At 64.7% G+C, this 16,114-nt stretch carries 10 protein-coding genes and 4 pseudogenes; 3 read left to right on the top strand and 11 right to left on the bottom strand.

Annotated features, from left to right (window positions below):
* Positions 1-7 precede the first annotated feature (7 nt).
* From VN634_20450 to VN634_20475, 6 genes and pseudogenes are all read right to left on the bottom strand, one after another.
* The gene (locus VN634_20450; GenBank protein HXC53271.1) at positions 8-1,951 is read right to left on the bottom strand and encodes a hypothetical protein; all 1,944 of its coding nucleotides are present in this window, start codon (positions 1,949-1,951) and stop codon (positions 8-10) included.
* 95 nt (positions 1,952-2,046) lie between these two features.
* A complete protein-coding gene (locus tag VN634_20455) occupies positions 2,047-4,788 on the bottom strand; it encodes a thrombospondin type 3 repeat-containing protein (protein ID HXC53272.1) in 2,742 nt (913 codons plus the stop codon).
* A 600-nt stretch (positions 4,789-5,388) separates the two neighbouring features.
* Positions 5,389-5,490, bottom strand: a pseudogene (locus tag VN634_20460) (thrombospondin type 3 repeat-containing protein).
* 27 nt (positions 5,491-5,517) lie between these two features.
* Positions 5,518-5,769: pseudogene (locus VN634_20465) on the bottom strand (thrombospondin type 3 repeat-containing protein).
* Positions 5,770-5,892: 123 nt separating this feature from the next.
* Positions 5,893-6,213 (bottom strand): annotated as a pseudogene (locus tag VN634_20470) (thrombospondin type 3 repeat-containing protein).
* Positions 6,205-6,309 (bottom strand): annotated as a pseudogene (locus VN634_20475) (thrombospondin type 3 repeat-containing protein). Before VN634_20475 ends, VN634_20470 begins: the two co-directional pseudogenes overlap by 9 nt.
* A 1,640-nt stretch (positions 6,310-7,949) precedes the next feature.
* On the opposite strand from VN634_20475, the gene VN634_20480 reads away from it, so the two are divergent.
* Positions 7,950-8,453 carry a hypothetical protein gene (locus VN634_20480; GenBank protein ID HXC53273.1) on the top strand — a complete coding sequence of 168 codons (504 nt, stop codon included), beginning with the start codon at positions 7,950-7,952 and terminating at the stop codon, positions 8,451-8,453.
* Positions 8,454-8,674: 221 nt separating this feature from the next.
* A complete protein-coding gene (locus tag VN634_20485) occupies positions 8,675-9,571 on the top strand; it encodes a DUF1566 domain-containing protein (protein HXC53274.1) in 897 nt (298 codons plus the stop codon).
* A gap of 46 nt (positions 9,572-9,617) precedes the next feature.
* Here the strand turns inward: VN634_20485 and VN634_20490 are convergent, their stop codons facing one another.
* From VN634_20490 to VN634_20500, 3 genes are all read right to left on the bottom strand, one after another.
* Entirely contained in the window at positions 9,618-10,619 is a 1,002-nt protein-coding gene (locus VN634_20490; GenBank protein ID HXC53275.1) for a zinc-dependent alcohol dehydrogenase family protein, read from the bottom strand.
* A 101-nt stretch (positions 10,620-10,720) separates the two neighbouring features.
* Positions 10,721-11,152 carry a type II toxin-antitoxin system VapC family toxin gene (locus VN634_20495; protein ID HXC53276.1) on the bottom strand — a complete coding sequence of 144 codons (432 nt, stop codon included), beginning with the start codon at positions 11,150-11,152 and terminating at the stop codon, positions 10,721-10,723.
* Complete coding sequence (locus tag VN634_20500; protein HXC53277.1) at positions 11,149-11,274, bottom strand: hypothetical protein; 126 nt, start codon at positions 11,272-11,274, stop codon at positions 11,149-11,151. The genes VN634_20495 and VN634_20500 overlap by 4 nt, the downstream gene beginning before the upstream one ends.
* 441 nt (positions 11,275-11,715) lie before the next feature.
* Here VN634_20500 and VN634_20505 point away from each other — a divergent pair, with 441 nt between their 5' ends.
* The gene (locus tag VN634_20505; GenBank protein HXC53278.1) at positions 11,716-12,108 is read left to right on the top strand and encodes a hypothetical protein; all 393 of its coding nucleotides are present in this window, start codon (positions 11,716-11,718) and stop codon (positions 12,106-12,108) included.
* A 117-nt stretch (positions 12,109-12,225) separates the two neighbouring features.
* On the opposite strand, the gene VN634_20510 is transcribed toward VN634_20505, so the two are convergent.
* Both VN634_20510 and VN634_20515 read right to left on the bottom strand, forming a co-directional pair.
* Positions 12,226-14,262 carry a beta-propeller fold lactonase family protein gene (locus VN634_20510; GenBank protein ID HXC53279.1) on the bottom strand — a complete coding sequence of 679 codons (2,037 nt, stop codon included), beginning with the start codon at positions 14,260-14,262 and terminating at the stop codon, positions 12,226-12,228.
* Positions 14,263-14,549: 287 nt separating this feature from the next.
* Positions 14,550-15,872, bottom strand: a complete 1,323-nt coding sequence (locus tag VN634_20515) for a hypothetical protein (GenBank protein HXC53280.1) — start codon at positions 15,870-15,872, stop codon at positions 14,550-14,552.
* Between the last annotated feature and the right edge of the window lie 242 nt (positions 15,873-16,114).

Here is a 16,114-nt window from a genome sequence, read left to right on the forward strand (position 1 = left end):
GGCTTACTTACGCCGGGCAGTGCAGCGTCACTGGCTGCCCCACCGCCTTCTTCAGGACGGTCTGCGCATCGACTGCTGTAACGCCATCTCTGCCGTTCGCGTCACAGACCCGGACGTCGCACGGCTTGGATTCCACGGCGGCATTCAGAACGTACAATGCGTCGACAGCTGTCGGCGCAGGTCGCTTCGGGTTTCGCGGCTGGCCGCACGGCACACGCAGGCAGTCGTCACGGCAGTATTCGCCGAACTCGAAATCGGTCTCTCCGTCGTCGCAGTCTTCCCACGGGTCGATTCCGCCATTCCCGCAATTGCGCTCGAGGGCGCAATCTGCCGGCTGCAGCCCATTTTTCCCCCAGCAGGCAATCGTGCCGTCCTCGTGCAGACCGCATGTGTGTTCCTCGCCGGCTGCGAGACTCACGAATTTCTCATCGGGAGGAGATGCCTCGCCATTGTGGTCATAACCCCAGCACACGGCCGTGCCGTCCTCGCGCAGTCCGCATGTCTGCCATCGGCCGGCAGTGATCCGGACGAACGTTTCGTCGGGTGGCGAGGATTGACCGTGGTTGTCCGCGCCCCAGCACGTGACCTTTCCGTCGTCTCGCAGACCGCACGTGTAGTCGCGACCGCCGGCAAGCTGAACGAATGTTCCCGGCGGCGGCGATGCCTCGCCATCTTCGTTGTATCCCCAGCACTCGGCGGTGCCGTCCTGGTGTAGCCCGCAGATATGCGACGAACCCGCAGTGACCTGCTGGAAAATCCCGCCCGGTGCGAAACTGTCCGACTGCCTCTGTCCCCAGCATGCAATCGTGCCGCTGGAACGAATTGCACATGCATGATTGCCGTTGGCCGCCAGCTCGACGAACGCTCCGGCGGGAGGCATCGGGGATCCGGTGAAGGAATATCCGCCCCAGCATGTAATCGCGCCGGCGAGTCCGATTGCACACTCATGGTAGTAGCCGGCGGCAATGCGGTGGAACGATCCTTCCGGCGGGATCTCTTCGCCGTACAAGCCGAATCCCCAGCAATCGATGCCTCCGTCGAGACCAATTGCGCAGCCGTGCACGTGTCCGACAGCGATCGCGGAATAGGATCCCGGCGGCGGACTGAAAAGGCTCTCGCCCCAGCAGACGGTATTGCCGCCGGCAGTCAGTCCGCACGCATGCAGATAGCCTGCACTCACGTCAACGAACGTTCCTGCCGGCACGGCGAGCTCGCCGTATTTGTTGTCACCCCAGCACACGATCGTGCCGTCGTCGCGAAGACCGCACGTGTGCGAGCCGCCGGCCGAGATGCGCGTAAAGTGATCAGCCGGCGGCACCGATTCGCCGAAGAAGTTTGCGCCCCAGCAGACAACGCTGCCGTCAGCCTTCAGTGCGCACGTGTGCTCTCTGCCGGTGGAGACCTGCACGAACGTACCGGCCGGTGGCGTCGATACTCCGAAGCCGTCCCATCCCCAGCACACGATGGTCCCGTCGATGCGCAGCGCACAGCTGTGTGCGTTGCCCGAAGTGACCTGCGTGAAGTTGCCGTCCGGTGGCGTGGTGCTGCCGCTCTCCGCTTTGCCCCAGCATATAAGCGTGCCGTCGGTTCGCAGTGCGCAGGCATGGTGATAACCCGAGGAGACCTGCGTGAACTGCCCTGGCACTACGACGCCCAGGTGGTCCGCCGTGAAACCGCCCCAGCAGTCGATGCTTCCGTCATCGCGAACTCCGCATACGTGGTAGAGGCCGGAGGAGATGTCCTCGAAGCGTTCTGCCGGCACGTCGCCTTTGCCGTAGCTGGTATTGCCCCAGCACGACGCGCTGCCGTCGGCACGCAGCGCGCAGCTTGCGCTGCCGCCGGCCGACACCTGAACGAATCCGCAGCTTTCTTCGGCAATTCCCGCTCGCACGGATGCGAGCAGTGCAGCCGCGACAAGAAGAGACGCCGTACACAGGCGAGATCGAGTCATGCGGCGACTTAGACTATGCCGTCAGACTCGAAGCAACGACGAATTCGACTCCCGGGTCGAGGAGATCATCAACCAACGCCTTTGCGGTCCGGAAGCTACAACGCCGTGCAGCTCGTGACGCTCGCCAACCCGACCGCCTTGCGCAGGATCGCGAGCGCGTCGGCCGTATCGACCTTCCCGCTGGCGTTGACGTCGCAGACGTTGTTCGCGCACGCCACGAGATCGACCGCAGCGCGCAGCGCCAGCAGCGCATCCGACGCGGTCAGCTCGCAGTCCGAGTTCGCGTCGCCGCACAAGGGATCGACCGACGTCGTCGCGACCGTGCAGCCGCATGCGGCGCCGATGCCGTCGTAGTTGGTGTCTTCCTGCCCCGGATTGGCGACGTCGGGGCAGTTGTCCTCGCAGTCGGGAACCGAATCGCCGTCGCGATCGGACGAGAGCGCTGCGGTCGGAGTGTAGAGGACGGCCTGGCGAACGAGGTCGACCGACTCCCTGCCGGCCCACGCCAGGCCCACCGTGCGGGTTTCGTTCTGGATCCCGGCGACCGCCGTGAACACGCCCGCGCGGCTTTTGCGATACTGCACGAGAACGGTGTTGCTGCCTTCGCTGAGCACGATCTGCCAGAAGTTGGGATACGCAGGAGTGTAGGTGTCGTTTTCGCTCTGCACGATGAGCCGCCGGTGCGGAGCCTCTCCGACGGTCTGGTACCAGAGCGTCGTCTCGTACGTGACGTAGTCGTGCCACAGCGCAACGATGCTTGCAGCCGGTGTGAAGCGCGACGGAAGCGATCGCGGGTAGTACCCCGCGAACTGGTTCGGGATGAAGCTGACGAGCCCCGAGCTCGATCCGTAGAGCTGCGAATACGTCTCGCCGTAGAACTGGAAGTCAAAGCCGATCGGAATGGCATCCGGCATGAAGAAGTGGGCGAGCACGGGCGTGCCGGTATCCTGGATGTCGATGTCCTCGAATACGGGCTCGGTCCCATCGGGCGGCGCCAGCGTGTCGGACTCCGAGTAGCATCCGCCGGTGTCGAGCCTGCCCTGTTCCTCGCAGGCATCGGCGATGCGGTTGCCGTTGCCGTCTTCCTGGCCGGGATTCGGGACGCCCACGCAGTTGTCGCACGCGTCGTCGACGCCGTCGGCGTCCTCGTCGGCGAGGTCGGGATCGCAAACGTCGCCGGTGCCGTCACCGTCGCAGTCGCGCTGCTCCGGGTTGGCGACGGCCGGACAGTTGTCGTCGTCTTCGCAGACGAAGTCCGCGTCCTCGTCGGAGGAGCAATCGAATTTCTCGCAGTCGCCGTCGCCGTCGATGTCGGCGTTGCCCGGCCCGTTGCAATTGTCGCACGCGTCGCCGTAGCCGTCATGGTCGGCGTCGGCCTGGTCGGCGTTTGCCGCCCGGCAGTTGTCGAGGCAATCGACGACGCCGTCGGCGTCGCTGTCGGTGCTCAGTCCGGGCGCGGGGACGAATCGCACGGCGTCGTGTTCGAACTCTACCGGCTCGAACCCCGTGACACGCAGGCCCACCCTGCCGGTCTCGTTCTCGATGCCGGCCGTAGCGTCTTCGTCGCGCGCGTTGCGGTACTGCAGCAGGATCTCGCCCGTGCCTTCCGACAGCACGATCTCCATGACGCGCGTGTTTTCTGGGTTGAAGCAGCGGTTCTCGGCGTCGAACTCGAGCACGAACCTTCGGTTCGGCGCGTCTCCTGTCGTCTGGTACCACACGCTCGTCTGCGCCTGGCACGACTCGTACGCCGCCGCGGCAATGAAGCCGCTCGGCTCGCCGAGAGACGGGATGTAGAAACCGGTGACGTGTGACTCCTGGTCTCGCAGGAATGTGAGCCATCCGTCGCGGTCGACGTAGAGCTGCTGGTACGTCGTGCCGTAGAAGGCGAAATCGAAACCGATCGGTATCGCCACGTTCTGGAACGTCCAGATGTTCGTCACCGGCGTTCCGGTCGCGGAGATATCGATGAAATCGTACGCCGGCTCGCTGCCGTCCGCGGGCGCGATCGTGTCGGTCTCGAAGTAGCAGCCGCCGCTGTCTAGCTGGCCCTGCGGCTCGCACGCGTCGCCGGTTTTGTTGCCGTTGCGATCGGTCGGATCGGCATTGGCGACGTCCGGGCAGTTGTCGAGCGGGTCGCACAATCCGTCGCCGTCGCGATCGGTGGTCCCGAGGCCATCGCAGCCGTCGCACGCGTCGCCGGGGAAATCGTTATCGCTGTTCTTCTGGTCCGGGTTCGCGACAGTCGGGCAGTTGTCGCACCACGAATCGATGCCGTCTCCATCTTCGTCGTAGAAGTCCGGATCGCATGCGTCACCAACGGCGTTGAAGCCGCAGTCGTGCTGGTCGGGGTTCCATAGGGTCAGGCAGTTGTCGACCGGATCGCAGCGGCCGTCGAGATCGAAGTCGCTCACGCCGAAGCCGACGCAGTGGTCGCATGCGTCTCCGAAATGGTCGTTGTCGGTGTCGATCTGATCGGGATTGACGACCGTAAGGCAGTTGTCGACGCCGGAGCAGACTCCGTCGCCGTCGACATCGGTATCACCATCGCCGACGCAACTGTCGCAGGCGTTTCCGAAACCGTCCTCGTCGTCGTCGTCCTGGTTGTAGTTGGCGGTGCCCGCACAGTTGTCGCACCGGTCGTCGACGCCGTCGCCGTCGGTGTCGACCGTGTCGGGATCGCACGGATCTCCGATGCGGTCGGAGTCGCAATCGCGCTGGTCGACGTTGACAGCCTGCGGGCAGTTGTCGAGGCAGTCGCGAAGACCGTCGGAGTCGGTGTCGGCGATCAACTCCGCGGTCGGAGCGTAGCGAACTGCCTCGTTGACGAGGTGCATCTCCTCGGGTCCGCCCCAGCGCACTCCGATCGTTCCGGCCTCGTTCTCGATTCCGGCGACGATGGTGTACCGGGTGGTGACGGATGGATACTCGACGAAGATGTCGCCTGTCGATTCGTCGAGAATGAGTTGCCATTGGCTGTGATGACTGGAGTCGAGAACCACGTCCGGGAACTCGAGCACGAACTGCCGGTTCGGCGCCGATCCGCGCGTTGCATAGAAACCGTAGTCGACTGTCGGGCCGGCCAGCGGCGCGATGACGGCATACGGTGCATATGCAGATGGCAATCCGTTCGGGTGATCCCACGGCTGGTCGTCGAGGAAGCTAACGAACCCTCGCGTCGAGACATAAACGGTGGAGTACGTCCTGCCGTAGAATTCGAAATCGAATCCGAGCGGAACCGGATCGCACTTCGATGCATTGATGCACGACAGCGGCGTACCGGTTTCCGCAATGCTGTCGAACGCGAATACCGGTTCGTTGCCATTCGGCGGCGCAATGGTATCGAAGACGGCGTAACAGCCGGCGTTGTCGAGCCGTCCCTGCACGTCGCAGACGTCCCCGGTCCTGTTGCCGTTGATGTCGGTCTGGTCGCGGTTGGCCAGCTCCGGACAGTTGTCTTCGTTCGCACAGATGCCGTCGTTGTCGGCGTCGGCGTAGTACGGAGCGACGTCACCATCGCACGCGTCGCCGATTTCGTCGAAATCGCAATCGAGTTGGAAGACGTTGGGTACCTGCGGGCAGTTGTCGTCGTTGTCGCAGCGCTCGTCGCCGTCGGAGTCGGCGGGGCCCTGGTTCGCGCAGGTATCGCAGACGTCGCCGAATCCGTCGTGTTCCTTGTCCTCCTGCCCGGGGTTGGCGATCGCGGGACAATTGTCGCACGCATCGGCCACGCCGTCGCCGTCGCCGTCGATCGTATCCGGGTCGCACGGATCGCCGATAAAATCGTGGTCGCAGTCGTCCTGGGTCGGATTGAAGATGTCAGGGCAGTTGTCCTGCTCATCGCAGGTGTCGTCGCTGTCCGCGTCGGACGGCCCGTATCCGAGACAGGAATCGCATGCGTTACCGAACGGATCGCCGTCGCTGTCGGCCTGGTCCGGGTTGGCAAGATCGGGACAGTTGTCGCAAAGCACATCGACTCCGTCGCCGTCGGAATCGACCGTATCCTGGTCGCACGCATCGCCGGTGCCGTCCGCGTCGCAGTCGGACTGCAGCGGGTTGGTGACGAGCGGGCAGTTGTCCGTGCCCGTGCACACCGCATCTCCGTCCTCGTCCGACGGACCATTACCGGTGCAGGTGTCGCACGCGTCGCCGAAGCCATCGCCGTCTGCGTCGGACTGCGTGGTATTGGCGATTCCCAGGCAGTTGTCGCACGCATCGCCGATCCGGTCCGCGTCGCCATCGGTCGAATCCGCATCACACACGTCGCCGATTCCGTCCTGGTCGCAATCGTTCTGTTCGGGGTTCGCGTCGGCGGGGCAGTTGTCGAGACAGTCGCGAATGCCGTCCGAGTCGGCGTCGCCGGTCATTGCTTCGGTCGGCGAGTAGCGAACCGTCTGGTCGGCAAGATGGATCGGTTGCCAGCCGGCCCATTGAAGCCCGATCGTCCCGTCATGGTTCTGAATTCCGCCGCTCGCAAAGAACCGATCGTGGACGGCGCTGGCGTAGTTGACCTCGATCCGGTTCGTGCCTTCGTGCAGCACGATCTCGAAGGTCACCGTCGTGTCGAAGTCGTTGCGTAGCGCAACGTTCAGGAACTCGACGATGAAGCGGCGATTCGGGGCGTTGCCGAGAGTCTGGTAGATCACCTCTCCAGTGCCCGGGAACAGATTCGTCCACAGCCCCGCGATGAGCGTGGCTGGATTGGTGAATCCGGGCAGACGCCCGCCGTAGCAGCATCCGGTCGTCAGCACTCCGTCGAACTGAAGGAAGCCGTTACTCGACAGCCACGCGTGCGTGAACGTTTTTCCGTAGAGCTCGAAGTCGAAGCCGAGCGGCAACGGATCGGTGAGCTCCTCGTCGCCGAGCTCGAGCTTGGTCCCCGTTGCAGCGATGTCGGTAAACGTGAACTGCGGCTCGCTGCCGTCCGGCGGCGAGACCGTATCGGACGCGGTGTAGCAGCCGCGGTTGTCGGACTTGGATTGCGGCTCGCACGCGTCGACGAGCAGGTTTCCGTTGACGTCGCCCGGCTGCGGGTCGGGATCGAGCGGGCACGCGTCGGCGCCATCGCAGAGCGCGTCGCCATCGGTGTCGGCAGCGCCCGGCCCCACGCACGTGTCGCAGGGGTCACCGAACGAGTCGTCGTCCGCGTCGTCCTGCGATTCGTTGGCGATGCCCGAACAGTTGTCGCATGTGTCCACGAAACCGTCGTCGTCGCTATCGGTTGTCGTGCGCGTGCTTCCGATGAGCCAGCTCGCGATTGCGGCCGCGACCTCCTTCCCTTTGGCGGAGTTCCGATCGATGCGAAGCATCGCCACGACGATCCGGCCAGCCGAGCTCTTGCTCGCGATCAGAACGGGAGCGTTCGCGCGCGAGACGGCGAGCACGTTGTAGTCGGGTGAGGCGTGCGAGAACGTACCCGGGATCGAGCAGGACGTGCTGGAGAAATCGGACGGAACAAGATCGGGAGACGGTCCCGTGATGATCGGATGCCGAAGCCCGATGTCGGTGAAGTCGAGGGAGCTCAGGCAGTTGTCGGTGTTGGGCGATTCGACGTCGCCCGGCAGCCAGGACACGTCCTGGCCGGAAAACGTGGGAACGTAGAGCCCGACACCGGATGCCGCGAGCCTCGTCACGAGCGGTTTTGCTTTGGCGACGAACTCGGAGTCGACGCAGCCGAATGCGATCACATCCTCCGCAATGGAACAGCCTTCGACCAGCATCTGATGCGACGTGATGGAGCGAACCGAATCCCAGCCCGGCCATTTATTGATCGCCGGTATGTCCGAGAGGGGGCAGTTGTCGACGACCAGGAGGCTGGCGGCGAATGCGGCCGATGGTGCAACGAAAACGAGGATCGCGAAGAGCGACGCGGCGGCCCGGGTCTTGAAGGATTTCACGGAGGTCAACTAACGGACGCGCGGCCTACACACAATATCGGTGGAAGCGCTCTTCCCGGAGCCGGCTTTCCCTGCTTTTCTTCCAGGTTATGAACGGTCTCGTGACGGGCGCTCCGACATTGCCGATGGTGGTCCGGGAAGACGCAAGCACGCGGCGACTGGCCAGCGCGTACCCCGGCGCTTTGAAGCAAAAAGGGCTGCTTCTCGTCGCTGGGCTGTTCGTTCTGCTCGCCGCACTGCTGGCGTTGTTTCAGCCGACGCTAGCCCTTCTCGCGCTCGTCGGGGCGCTGGTTGTTCCGTTGACGGTGGGAGTGACCGCCGCCGCCCTCTCGTTGTTGCGGAGATGGTTTCCGCAGCGCTGGATCATCGATGACAAAACGATCCGCCTGCGCGGATACCAACTGATCGGCACTCTGCCATGGAAGGACATCGTCTGGTGGAGCGTTCGTCCAGTCGAAGGCCTCGATGCCTACCGGCAGCTCGTAGTCGGTTTCCGTGTCGATCGCTTCAGCGAGAAGACGACCGACATCGTCGTCGCGGCGGAGCTTGCCGAAGCGCTCGACCGTCTGTTCCAGACAAAATCGGCAGGAGAGAAGCGTCTCTGAGCAAAAACGCCCCTGAGAAAGACGCAAGACGTTATCGGAGCCCCGCCAGAGCGGCGAGATTCGCACGCGTGCTAGGATACTCCGAGCAACAGTACGTCCGTCTTGCACTGCAGGATTCACTGCGACGGGCGGGATTGTCGTACACCGTCGAGATTCGCGCGGTCTGATCTGCCTTGCGGTGAGGTCCGATCGGCTGTAATCCGATCGGACGAGGTAGCGGCATGCGAAAAATGATGACGACCGTAGCGATTGCCGCGATGCTGCTGAGCACCTCGATCTCGCTCGCCGCCGACCCGGTCTGCGGCGACGTCAACGACACCAGCACGATCACCGCCAGCGACGCACTGCTGGTGCTCAGGAAGAGCGTCTCCCAGCCGGTAGACCTAGACTGCTCCGCTTTCGACGAGCAGCTCGCGGCTTGCGAGGCATCGCTCGCAGGACGCAACGCCGACCTTGCAGCGTGCAACACCAGCCTGCTCGCGAAGAACGCCGAGCTGGCCGCGTGCCTCAGCGCGCCGGTCTGCGGCAACGGCGTGGTCGAGGACGGCGAAGACTGCGACGTCGGCAGCCTGAACTCGGACGACTGCGTCTCGCAGGGTTTTGCGGGCGGCACGCTCGACTGTTCGCCCGGCTGCATCTTCGACACGACCGGCTGCTACGCGCTGCGCTTCGATGCATCCGGCAGCACGATCATCGACCATGAGACCGGGCTGGAGTGGGAGAAGAAGACGACAACCGTTTCGAGCGGGGAGAACCCGAACGATCCGCACGACGTCGACAACACTTATGCGTGGACCACGACCGGCACCGCGCCCGACGGCGATGCGTTCACCGATTTCCTCGCGAAGCTGAACGGCGGCGGCTCGCAGGATGGACTGACGACGACCGGCTGCTACGCCGGCCACTGCGACTGGCGGCTGCCGACGGTCGAGGAGCTGCTCGGCATCGGCGCGATCGGCCCGGCGTTCCAGCCGGATGCAGAGGATGCTTACTGGTCGGCCTCGACAAATGTCGGGACGAAGACGATGGCCTGGTATGTCGACACCGACGACGGCTCGTCGCAGTCGAGCTCCAAGACGACCGCCCGGTTCGTTCGCGCCGTGCGCTCCGGCGTGTAGAGCGTTCGCCTCGCCGTGCGCGAGTTGCGCGCTCGACCCGGCGTCTTCACGACATCACGAGCACCGCGCTTCCGTCGATCCGGTCGGTCTTCAGCCGCACGAGCGCCTCGTTCGCATCTTCGAGCGCAAACGTCGTCACGCGCGGGCGAATGCCGGCGGCCGCGGCCTCTCGAAGCAGACCTTCACCGTCGTTACGCGTGTTCGCTTCGACCGAACGAAGTTTTTTCTCGTGGAACAGGCAGCTCTCGTAGTCGAGCGACGGCACCGGCGTCATGTGGATGCCGGCGAGCGCACACGTGCCGCCCTTGGCAAGCGCACGCATCGCCACTGGAACGATCTCGCCGGCCGGCGCGAAGACGATTGCGCTGTCGACCGGCTCCGGCGGAACGTCCAGCGTCGCGCCTGCCCATTCGGCGCCCAGATCGAGAGCCAGTCGCTGGTGGCTTTCGCCGCGCGTCGAGACGAACACGCGGTGGCCGCGGTGGCGTGCAATCCGGAGCACGATATGCGCCGACGAGCCGAAACCGAACAGCGCGAGCGTTCCGCCCGGTGGCACTTCCGCCAGTTCGAGCGCGCGGTATCCGATGATGCCGGCACACATCAGAGGCGCTGCTTCCGCGTCGGAGAATTCGTCGGGAATCGCGTAGGCGAATCGTTCGTCGACGAACGCATATTCGGCGTATCCGCCGTCGGCGTGCCAGCCGGTGTAACGCGACGACGGGCAAAGGTTCTCGCGCCCGCTCTGGCACCACCGGCAAACTCCGCAGGTTGACCGCAACCATGCGATGCCGACGCGTGAGCCGGCAGCAAACCGGCGGGCGCCTGCTCCGCACCGCTCCACGGTTCCGACGACCTGGTGGCCGGGGACGATCGGAAGCTTCTGCTCGGCAAGGTCGCCTTCGATCACATGAAGGTCAGTGCGGCAGACTCCGCACGCACGCACGCGCACCAGAATCTCATGCTCGGCAGGCGCGGGGAGGGGCGCATCAACGAGTCGAAGGGGTTTCGTCGCCGCGTCGGCAAGTTTTTCGAGAATCATCGCACGCATCGACATCATCCTGGCTGCGGCGAGCGCGATCGAAGTTTCTTCGATGCGGTCTGCTTAGTCCGCGCGATCGGTAGCCAATGACAGAGTTGGGAGGTTCCCGTTCAAGCTCCGGCCCAGACCGTCCTGATCCCGAGTTCCCTGGCAGCCTTCGCCATCACCGTGTCCGACGTCAGCAGCCCGAGTCCATCGAGCTCCGCCACGGCAAGGTGGAGAGCATCGAGACTTCGCAGCCTTTGCCTCGTCGACCACAACTGGGCGCCTGCGTGATCGAAGTGCCGGCGGTCGACATCGATCGCCCGAAACAGTCCGGTGACGACGTCGCGTCGAAAAGCGTCCAATGCCGACTGTGCCTGCGTCCTGGACAGCTCCTTGTCGTGAACCTTGCGACGAAGCGCGGCGCTGGCCTCCGTCACCACGAGGGAAGAAACCATGCGCTGCCTTTGAGTGCGCAGGGCGCGCTCGGCGCGCTCGCTCTGATCCTCCGGCACGTAGTACGCGACTACCACGCTGGTATCGCAATAGACCGCCGTCATGCACGTTCTTCGTCGCGCATGCGTACGACCGTGCTGCGGCGGGGTTTCGCCCCTTTCCTCAGCATGGCCTTGCGCTCTTCGGTACGGTCGGGAAGCGTCACCGCACCGCGATCGGTCGGCACCAGTCGCGCTACCTCACGGCCATGACGGGTTATCGTCACAGAGTGTCCGGACCTGACCTCGGCAAGAAGGTCGGCCAGGTGGCTACGGACATCGCGGATACTGACGCGGCGCATGGCGGGACCTCCTGTATGTACACGGAAAATGTACACACCGGCCTCCCGAGGAGCAACGGCGGGCGCGATCGGTCTTCGCTGGGAAACAGCGCCCGGGTCCGTGAAGGTAGCCCCTCCATGATCCCTGCTTAGTTCGGTTGGTGGGACTGAGGCAATCACGCAGATGGAATAAGGCGCGACGGTTCTTCGGTCAGTCATCGCGCCGGAACGCTCAAATGTCCCCCGTCAGCGCGTGTTCGTTCGACCAGGTTTCTCTCGACAGCAGCGAATCGGGCGCGCACGATTCGCGCGTCGACCTCAATCTCGTCTGGAACAAGGAGACTCGTCGTGCGCGCACAACTTCTCACCTCTTCCATCCTTCTCGCTCTGGCTGCTGCGATCCCCGCTCACGCGGCGAGCTCGACGTCGACGCCGGCGATCCGCGTCGTCCCGCCCGACGGAATCTGGTGCGCCGTTACCAATGTTAGCACCAAGCCGCTCGATGTTTCCGTCGCGACCGTTGGAGAGAACGGCAGCGAGCTGAACAACAGCGGCGTCGTCACGGTGGCGCCGGGTGCGAGCGTGGGCAACGCGGCCTCGTCACCGAGCATCACAGGCTTCGTCTATTGCCGTGCCAATGGGCAGCCGAGCAAGAAAGTTCACGTGACGACGTGTCTCGTCACGGCCAATACGATCGTGAGCGGCAGCGGAGAGTGCCTGGCCACGACGACGTCGCCGTAGCGCGATTGCCGCGCCGCGCGGGCGCGGTTGCGGCGAGGTTCCGGACCGGAACGGCGGCTAAGGCTCCCCACTCCACCGACATGTTGGCCGCTTCGGCCGACTCGCCTGCAATGCGGCTTACCGCACCGCCTCGACCTTCCTGTCGTTATTCCACATGAGCGTCGTGAACTCGGCCTCCCAGCAGTCGACGTTGCCGGCGGTGTTGGCGACGAGCTGCACCCGCACCGGTGCTGTCAGCGGAAGCGCCGGAAGCGCGAGGCTTTTGCTGAGCGCTTTCGCACGAACCCTGGCTTCGCCGGCCATGCCGGCGCGAAGAACGATCCGGCGCATTCCGTCGGTCAGGCCGGCCCGGTCGAAATAGCGGAAGCCGTCCGGTGTGGTCGTCTTCCAGTGGCTGCCGGGCGGAACCACGAGCTCGACGACGGGCAGACCCGCTGCATAAACGCAGAGCGTGATTTCCGTCGAGCCCGATACCGGATTGCCGAGGTCTTCGAGGCCGGTTGCTTCGCCGTCCTTCCACACGAACTCGAGGGCTTTGGCGGAAGTATCTCCCACGTCCCTCATGCGGATGCGCGCCCGCGACTGATCGCGGCAGTCGCTGCGCGGCACGGGTCCGCAGATATCGACAGACGGCAACGTCGTCGTGCTCGTGGAGGTCGTCGTGGACGTCGTCGTGGACGTGGTCGTGCTCGTCGACGTGCTCGTGGTTGTGGGGATCGTGCTGGTCGTCGTTGATGTCGTGGTGGTTGTCGTCGATGTCGTGGTCGTTGTCGGCGGGCAGTCCACACGGTCGAAGACCGCCAGTCCGTTGCTCCCGTATCCTCCGACGTAGACGCTCTTGCCGTCGTCACTCGCGGTCATGCCGACCGAATCCTGCATTGCGACTCCGACCGTACAGCCGTCGCTGCCGGTCCGGTTCACGCAGCCGTACGCGCCGGGCTGCTGCGTGATCTCGCCGTTCGTCATGTCACGGTCGAAGATTGCGACACCGTCACTGTCCTCGAATCCCACGTATACCGCCATGCCGTCGGAGCTCACCACCACCGAGCGCGGCGAGACGAGACCGTGCCCATCGGTGCACAGCCCGAAGGAGCCATTGTTGCTGATGCATCCGGCGTGACCGGGCTTCTGTGTCAGCTCGCCGGTGGCAACGTTGCGGTCGAACACGGTGATCGCGTTGCTGCTGCCGGTAAAGCCGGCCACCACGTAAAGGTTCTTGCCGTCCGGGCTGAGCGCGCCGTTGATCGCCAGCACGAGCTGCGATCCGTCCGTGCAGGCACCGCCGCTGCCGTCGTCGCTGATGCAGCCGGCGGTCCCGGGTTTCTGCGTAAGCACACCGGTTACCGTGTTGCGGTCGAAGATCGCGATCGCATTCGAGGTCACCGAGACCACGTAGACGCTGGTACCGTCGGGGCTGATCACGATGTCATTCGCACCGGACACCGCGACGCCGTCGGTGCATCCTCCCGCGCCGTCTTCATTGATGCAGCCGCTCGCACCGGGCTTGCGGACAAGAGTGCCGGTGACGGTGTCGCGGTCGAAGATGACGATCCCGTCACCGGTCGTAACCACGGCATAGAGGTTTTTCTGATCCGGGCTCAGCCGCACGTTGATGACACCACCGCTGCCGGTGGCGCAGCCTTCGGCGCCGTCGGCATTGATGCAGCCCGCGGTGCCCGCTCGCTGCGTGAGCTGCCCGGTCGATGTGTTACGGTCGAAGATATCGACCCCGTTTCCGGAACCTACGTACGCGGTCGTAAAGTCTGCAGTGACCTCCACTCCGCGCGCGCCTTCCAGGTTACGCACATCCGTACAGATGCCGCCGGACCCGGTGTTGCTGAGACATCCCGCGGTTCCGGCAAGCTGCGTCAGCGCTCCGGTTGCCGTGTTGCGAGCAAGCACGACGATCTCGTCGCTGAACTCCATCGTCACGTAGACAGTTTTGTCGTCGGGCGAGATGCTGAGCACGCCCGTGTGATCGATCGCCACCGCAGCTGTGCATCCGAGCGCTCCTCCGGTTTCGACGCAGCCCTGCGGCAACGGCTTCTGCACGAGGCACGCGCCGGCACCGGCGCGAATCGGCATGCAGAGGATCGCCGTCACGGCGGCAAACGCACAGAGATTGCGTGTTGGATTCCCCTCCGTCCGTACCATGAAGACCTCCCCCTCGGCCACCGTTGGTCGCGGCGGCACGTGCTGTTCCTAGCAAAGCGATGCGGCCGTGGCGAGGCGTACACCGACATCGCGCGGCCGGTCCGATCTGGTGTAGAGGCGAAGCTATCCGTGGGGATTTCCGCCGGAGCGTCGCGAACAGTCGCTGGCGCGATGGCAGTCGCCTTGAGCAAGGCGCCGTTAGAGAGTCCCGCCCAACCCTCTCTCTGAACAGTAGAAACGTCCATACGTGTGCTCACGGTAGCGCGGCGACTCGTGTGCCGCCGAGGTCATGGGTTTAACACGTACAGATCAATCACCCCGACCCCTTCATTGCCACCCACTGGTTGCCTCAGCGATCCGATGAGCAATGCCGGCCGCCCTTTGCCGTCGGGATCCGGCGCGCGCCGTATGTTCCATCCGAACCAGCTCTCGGCACCGTCGCCGGTCCAATCCGCAAGCACGTCGCCGGTCTTCCCCGAGCGAATGTCCACGCGCCCGACGCGGTCCGCGCCGCCTTCGCGATGCCACGGCGCACCGATCGCAACGTCGTCGACGCCGTCGCCGTCGACGTCGCCTGCGCTGATCACCATGCGGCCGTAGTACTCGCCCGGCTGCTTGCCGCTCCACTTGCGAAGCTCTTTGCCCGTGACGCCGGAGAACACCTGCACGAATCCGGGCTGCGTGCGCGTGGTGTCGCCGCTGTATGCGGACGAGATCGCGATCTCTCCGCGGCCGTCGCCGTCGAGATCGCCGATCGATGCAAACATCTCGCCGAAGCCGGTGATCGGGTCGGGACTGTCCCACTGCCGCAGCAGCGCGCCCGTGTTCGCAGACAGCAGAAACACCGCACCGCGAAGATCGGTCGGCGACACGCCCTGGAAGTCTCCGATTGCGACATCGTCGTGGCCGTCGGCGTCGAAGTCGCTGGTGCGCGCCACGTACCAGCCGAATGCCCAGCGCGGCGCTTCCGGTTCGTACATGCGAAGCACCGAGCCGTCCTTGCCGCTCAACAGATAGACGCGCCCGCCGTCGCGAAACGGTGCGCCGGCAAAAAGGTCGACGATGCCGTCGCCGTTCTGGTCGCCGGCAAGTGCCATGTCCCAGCCGAGCGTCTCTTCGCGCTTGGCGATCTTTCGCCACAGCACTTCGCCGGTCTTCGGCGAGCGCGCCGAGATCACGCCGTGCTGCACGCCGTCGAGCTTTGCCTGCGGCGCAGAGATGACGACGTCGGCCAGCTTGTCGCCGTCGAGATCGGGAATCGGAATCACCGACTGGCCGAACATTCCGCCTTCGAGCACGCCGTCCCATTCGCGCAGCTTCGCGCCGGTGGCGCCCGACCAGATCATCGCGACGCCGTTCTGGTAAACGTTGTCCTTGAGCTTCCAGCGCGAGCCGGCGGCGATGTCGGCTTTGCCGTCGCCGTCCACGTCGAGCGGATCGCCGAAGCGGAAGCCGAGCTCGCCGTTGGGAACTTCACCGGTGATGCGGCGCGCGAGGCACCAGCCGCTGCCGGCTTCGCTGCACGGCGGGACGGCAGCGGCTTGCGATGCAATCGCGAGGATCGCCGCGAGTGCGAAGACAGTGGAGGAACGATTGCGCAAAAAGGTCATAGAGTCTGATTGAGTCTCCGGGGTCGGTTTTGCCCGTTAGAGTTGCGGAGATTACGTGGCTTATTCTCCGCATGCGTTGCGTTGAAACCTCAGTCCTGCGGAGACTGCACGTCATTCCTCGCAGGAAGTGCGAGGCGCGGCAATCTCGCCGACGCGGGAACATTCCCCGGGGAATGTCGGTGCGAGGCGACGCGCGAACATTCCCCGGGGAATGTCGGCGGATGGCGGCCGCGCCGTCAAAC

Source organism: Candidatus Limnocylindrales bacterium, from assembly GCA_035571835.1.
Classification (GTDB): Bacteria; Desulfobacterota; Binatia; order UBA1149; family CAITLU01; genus DATNBU01.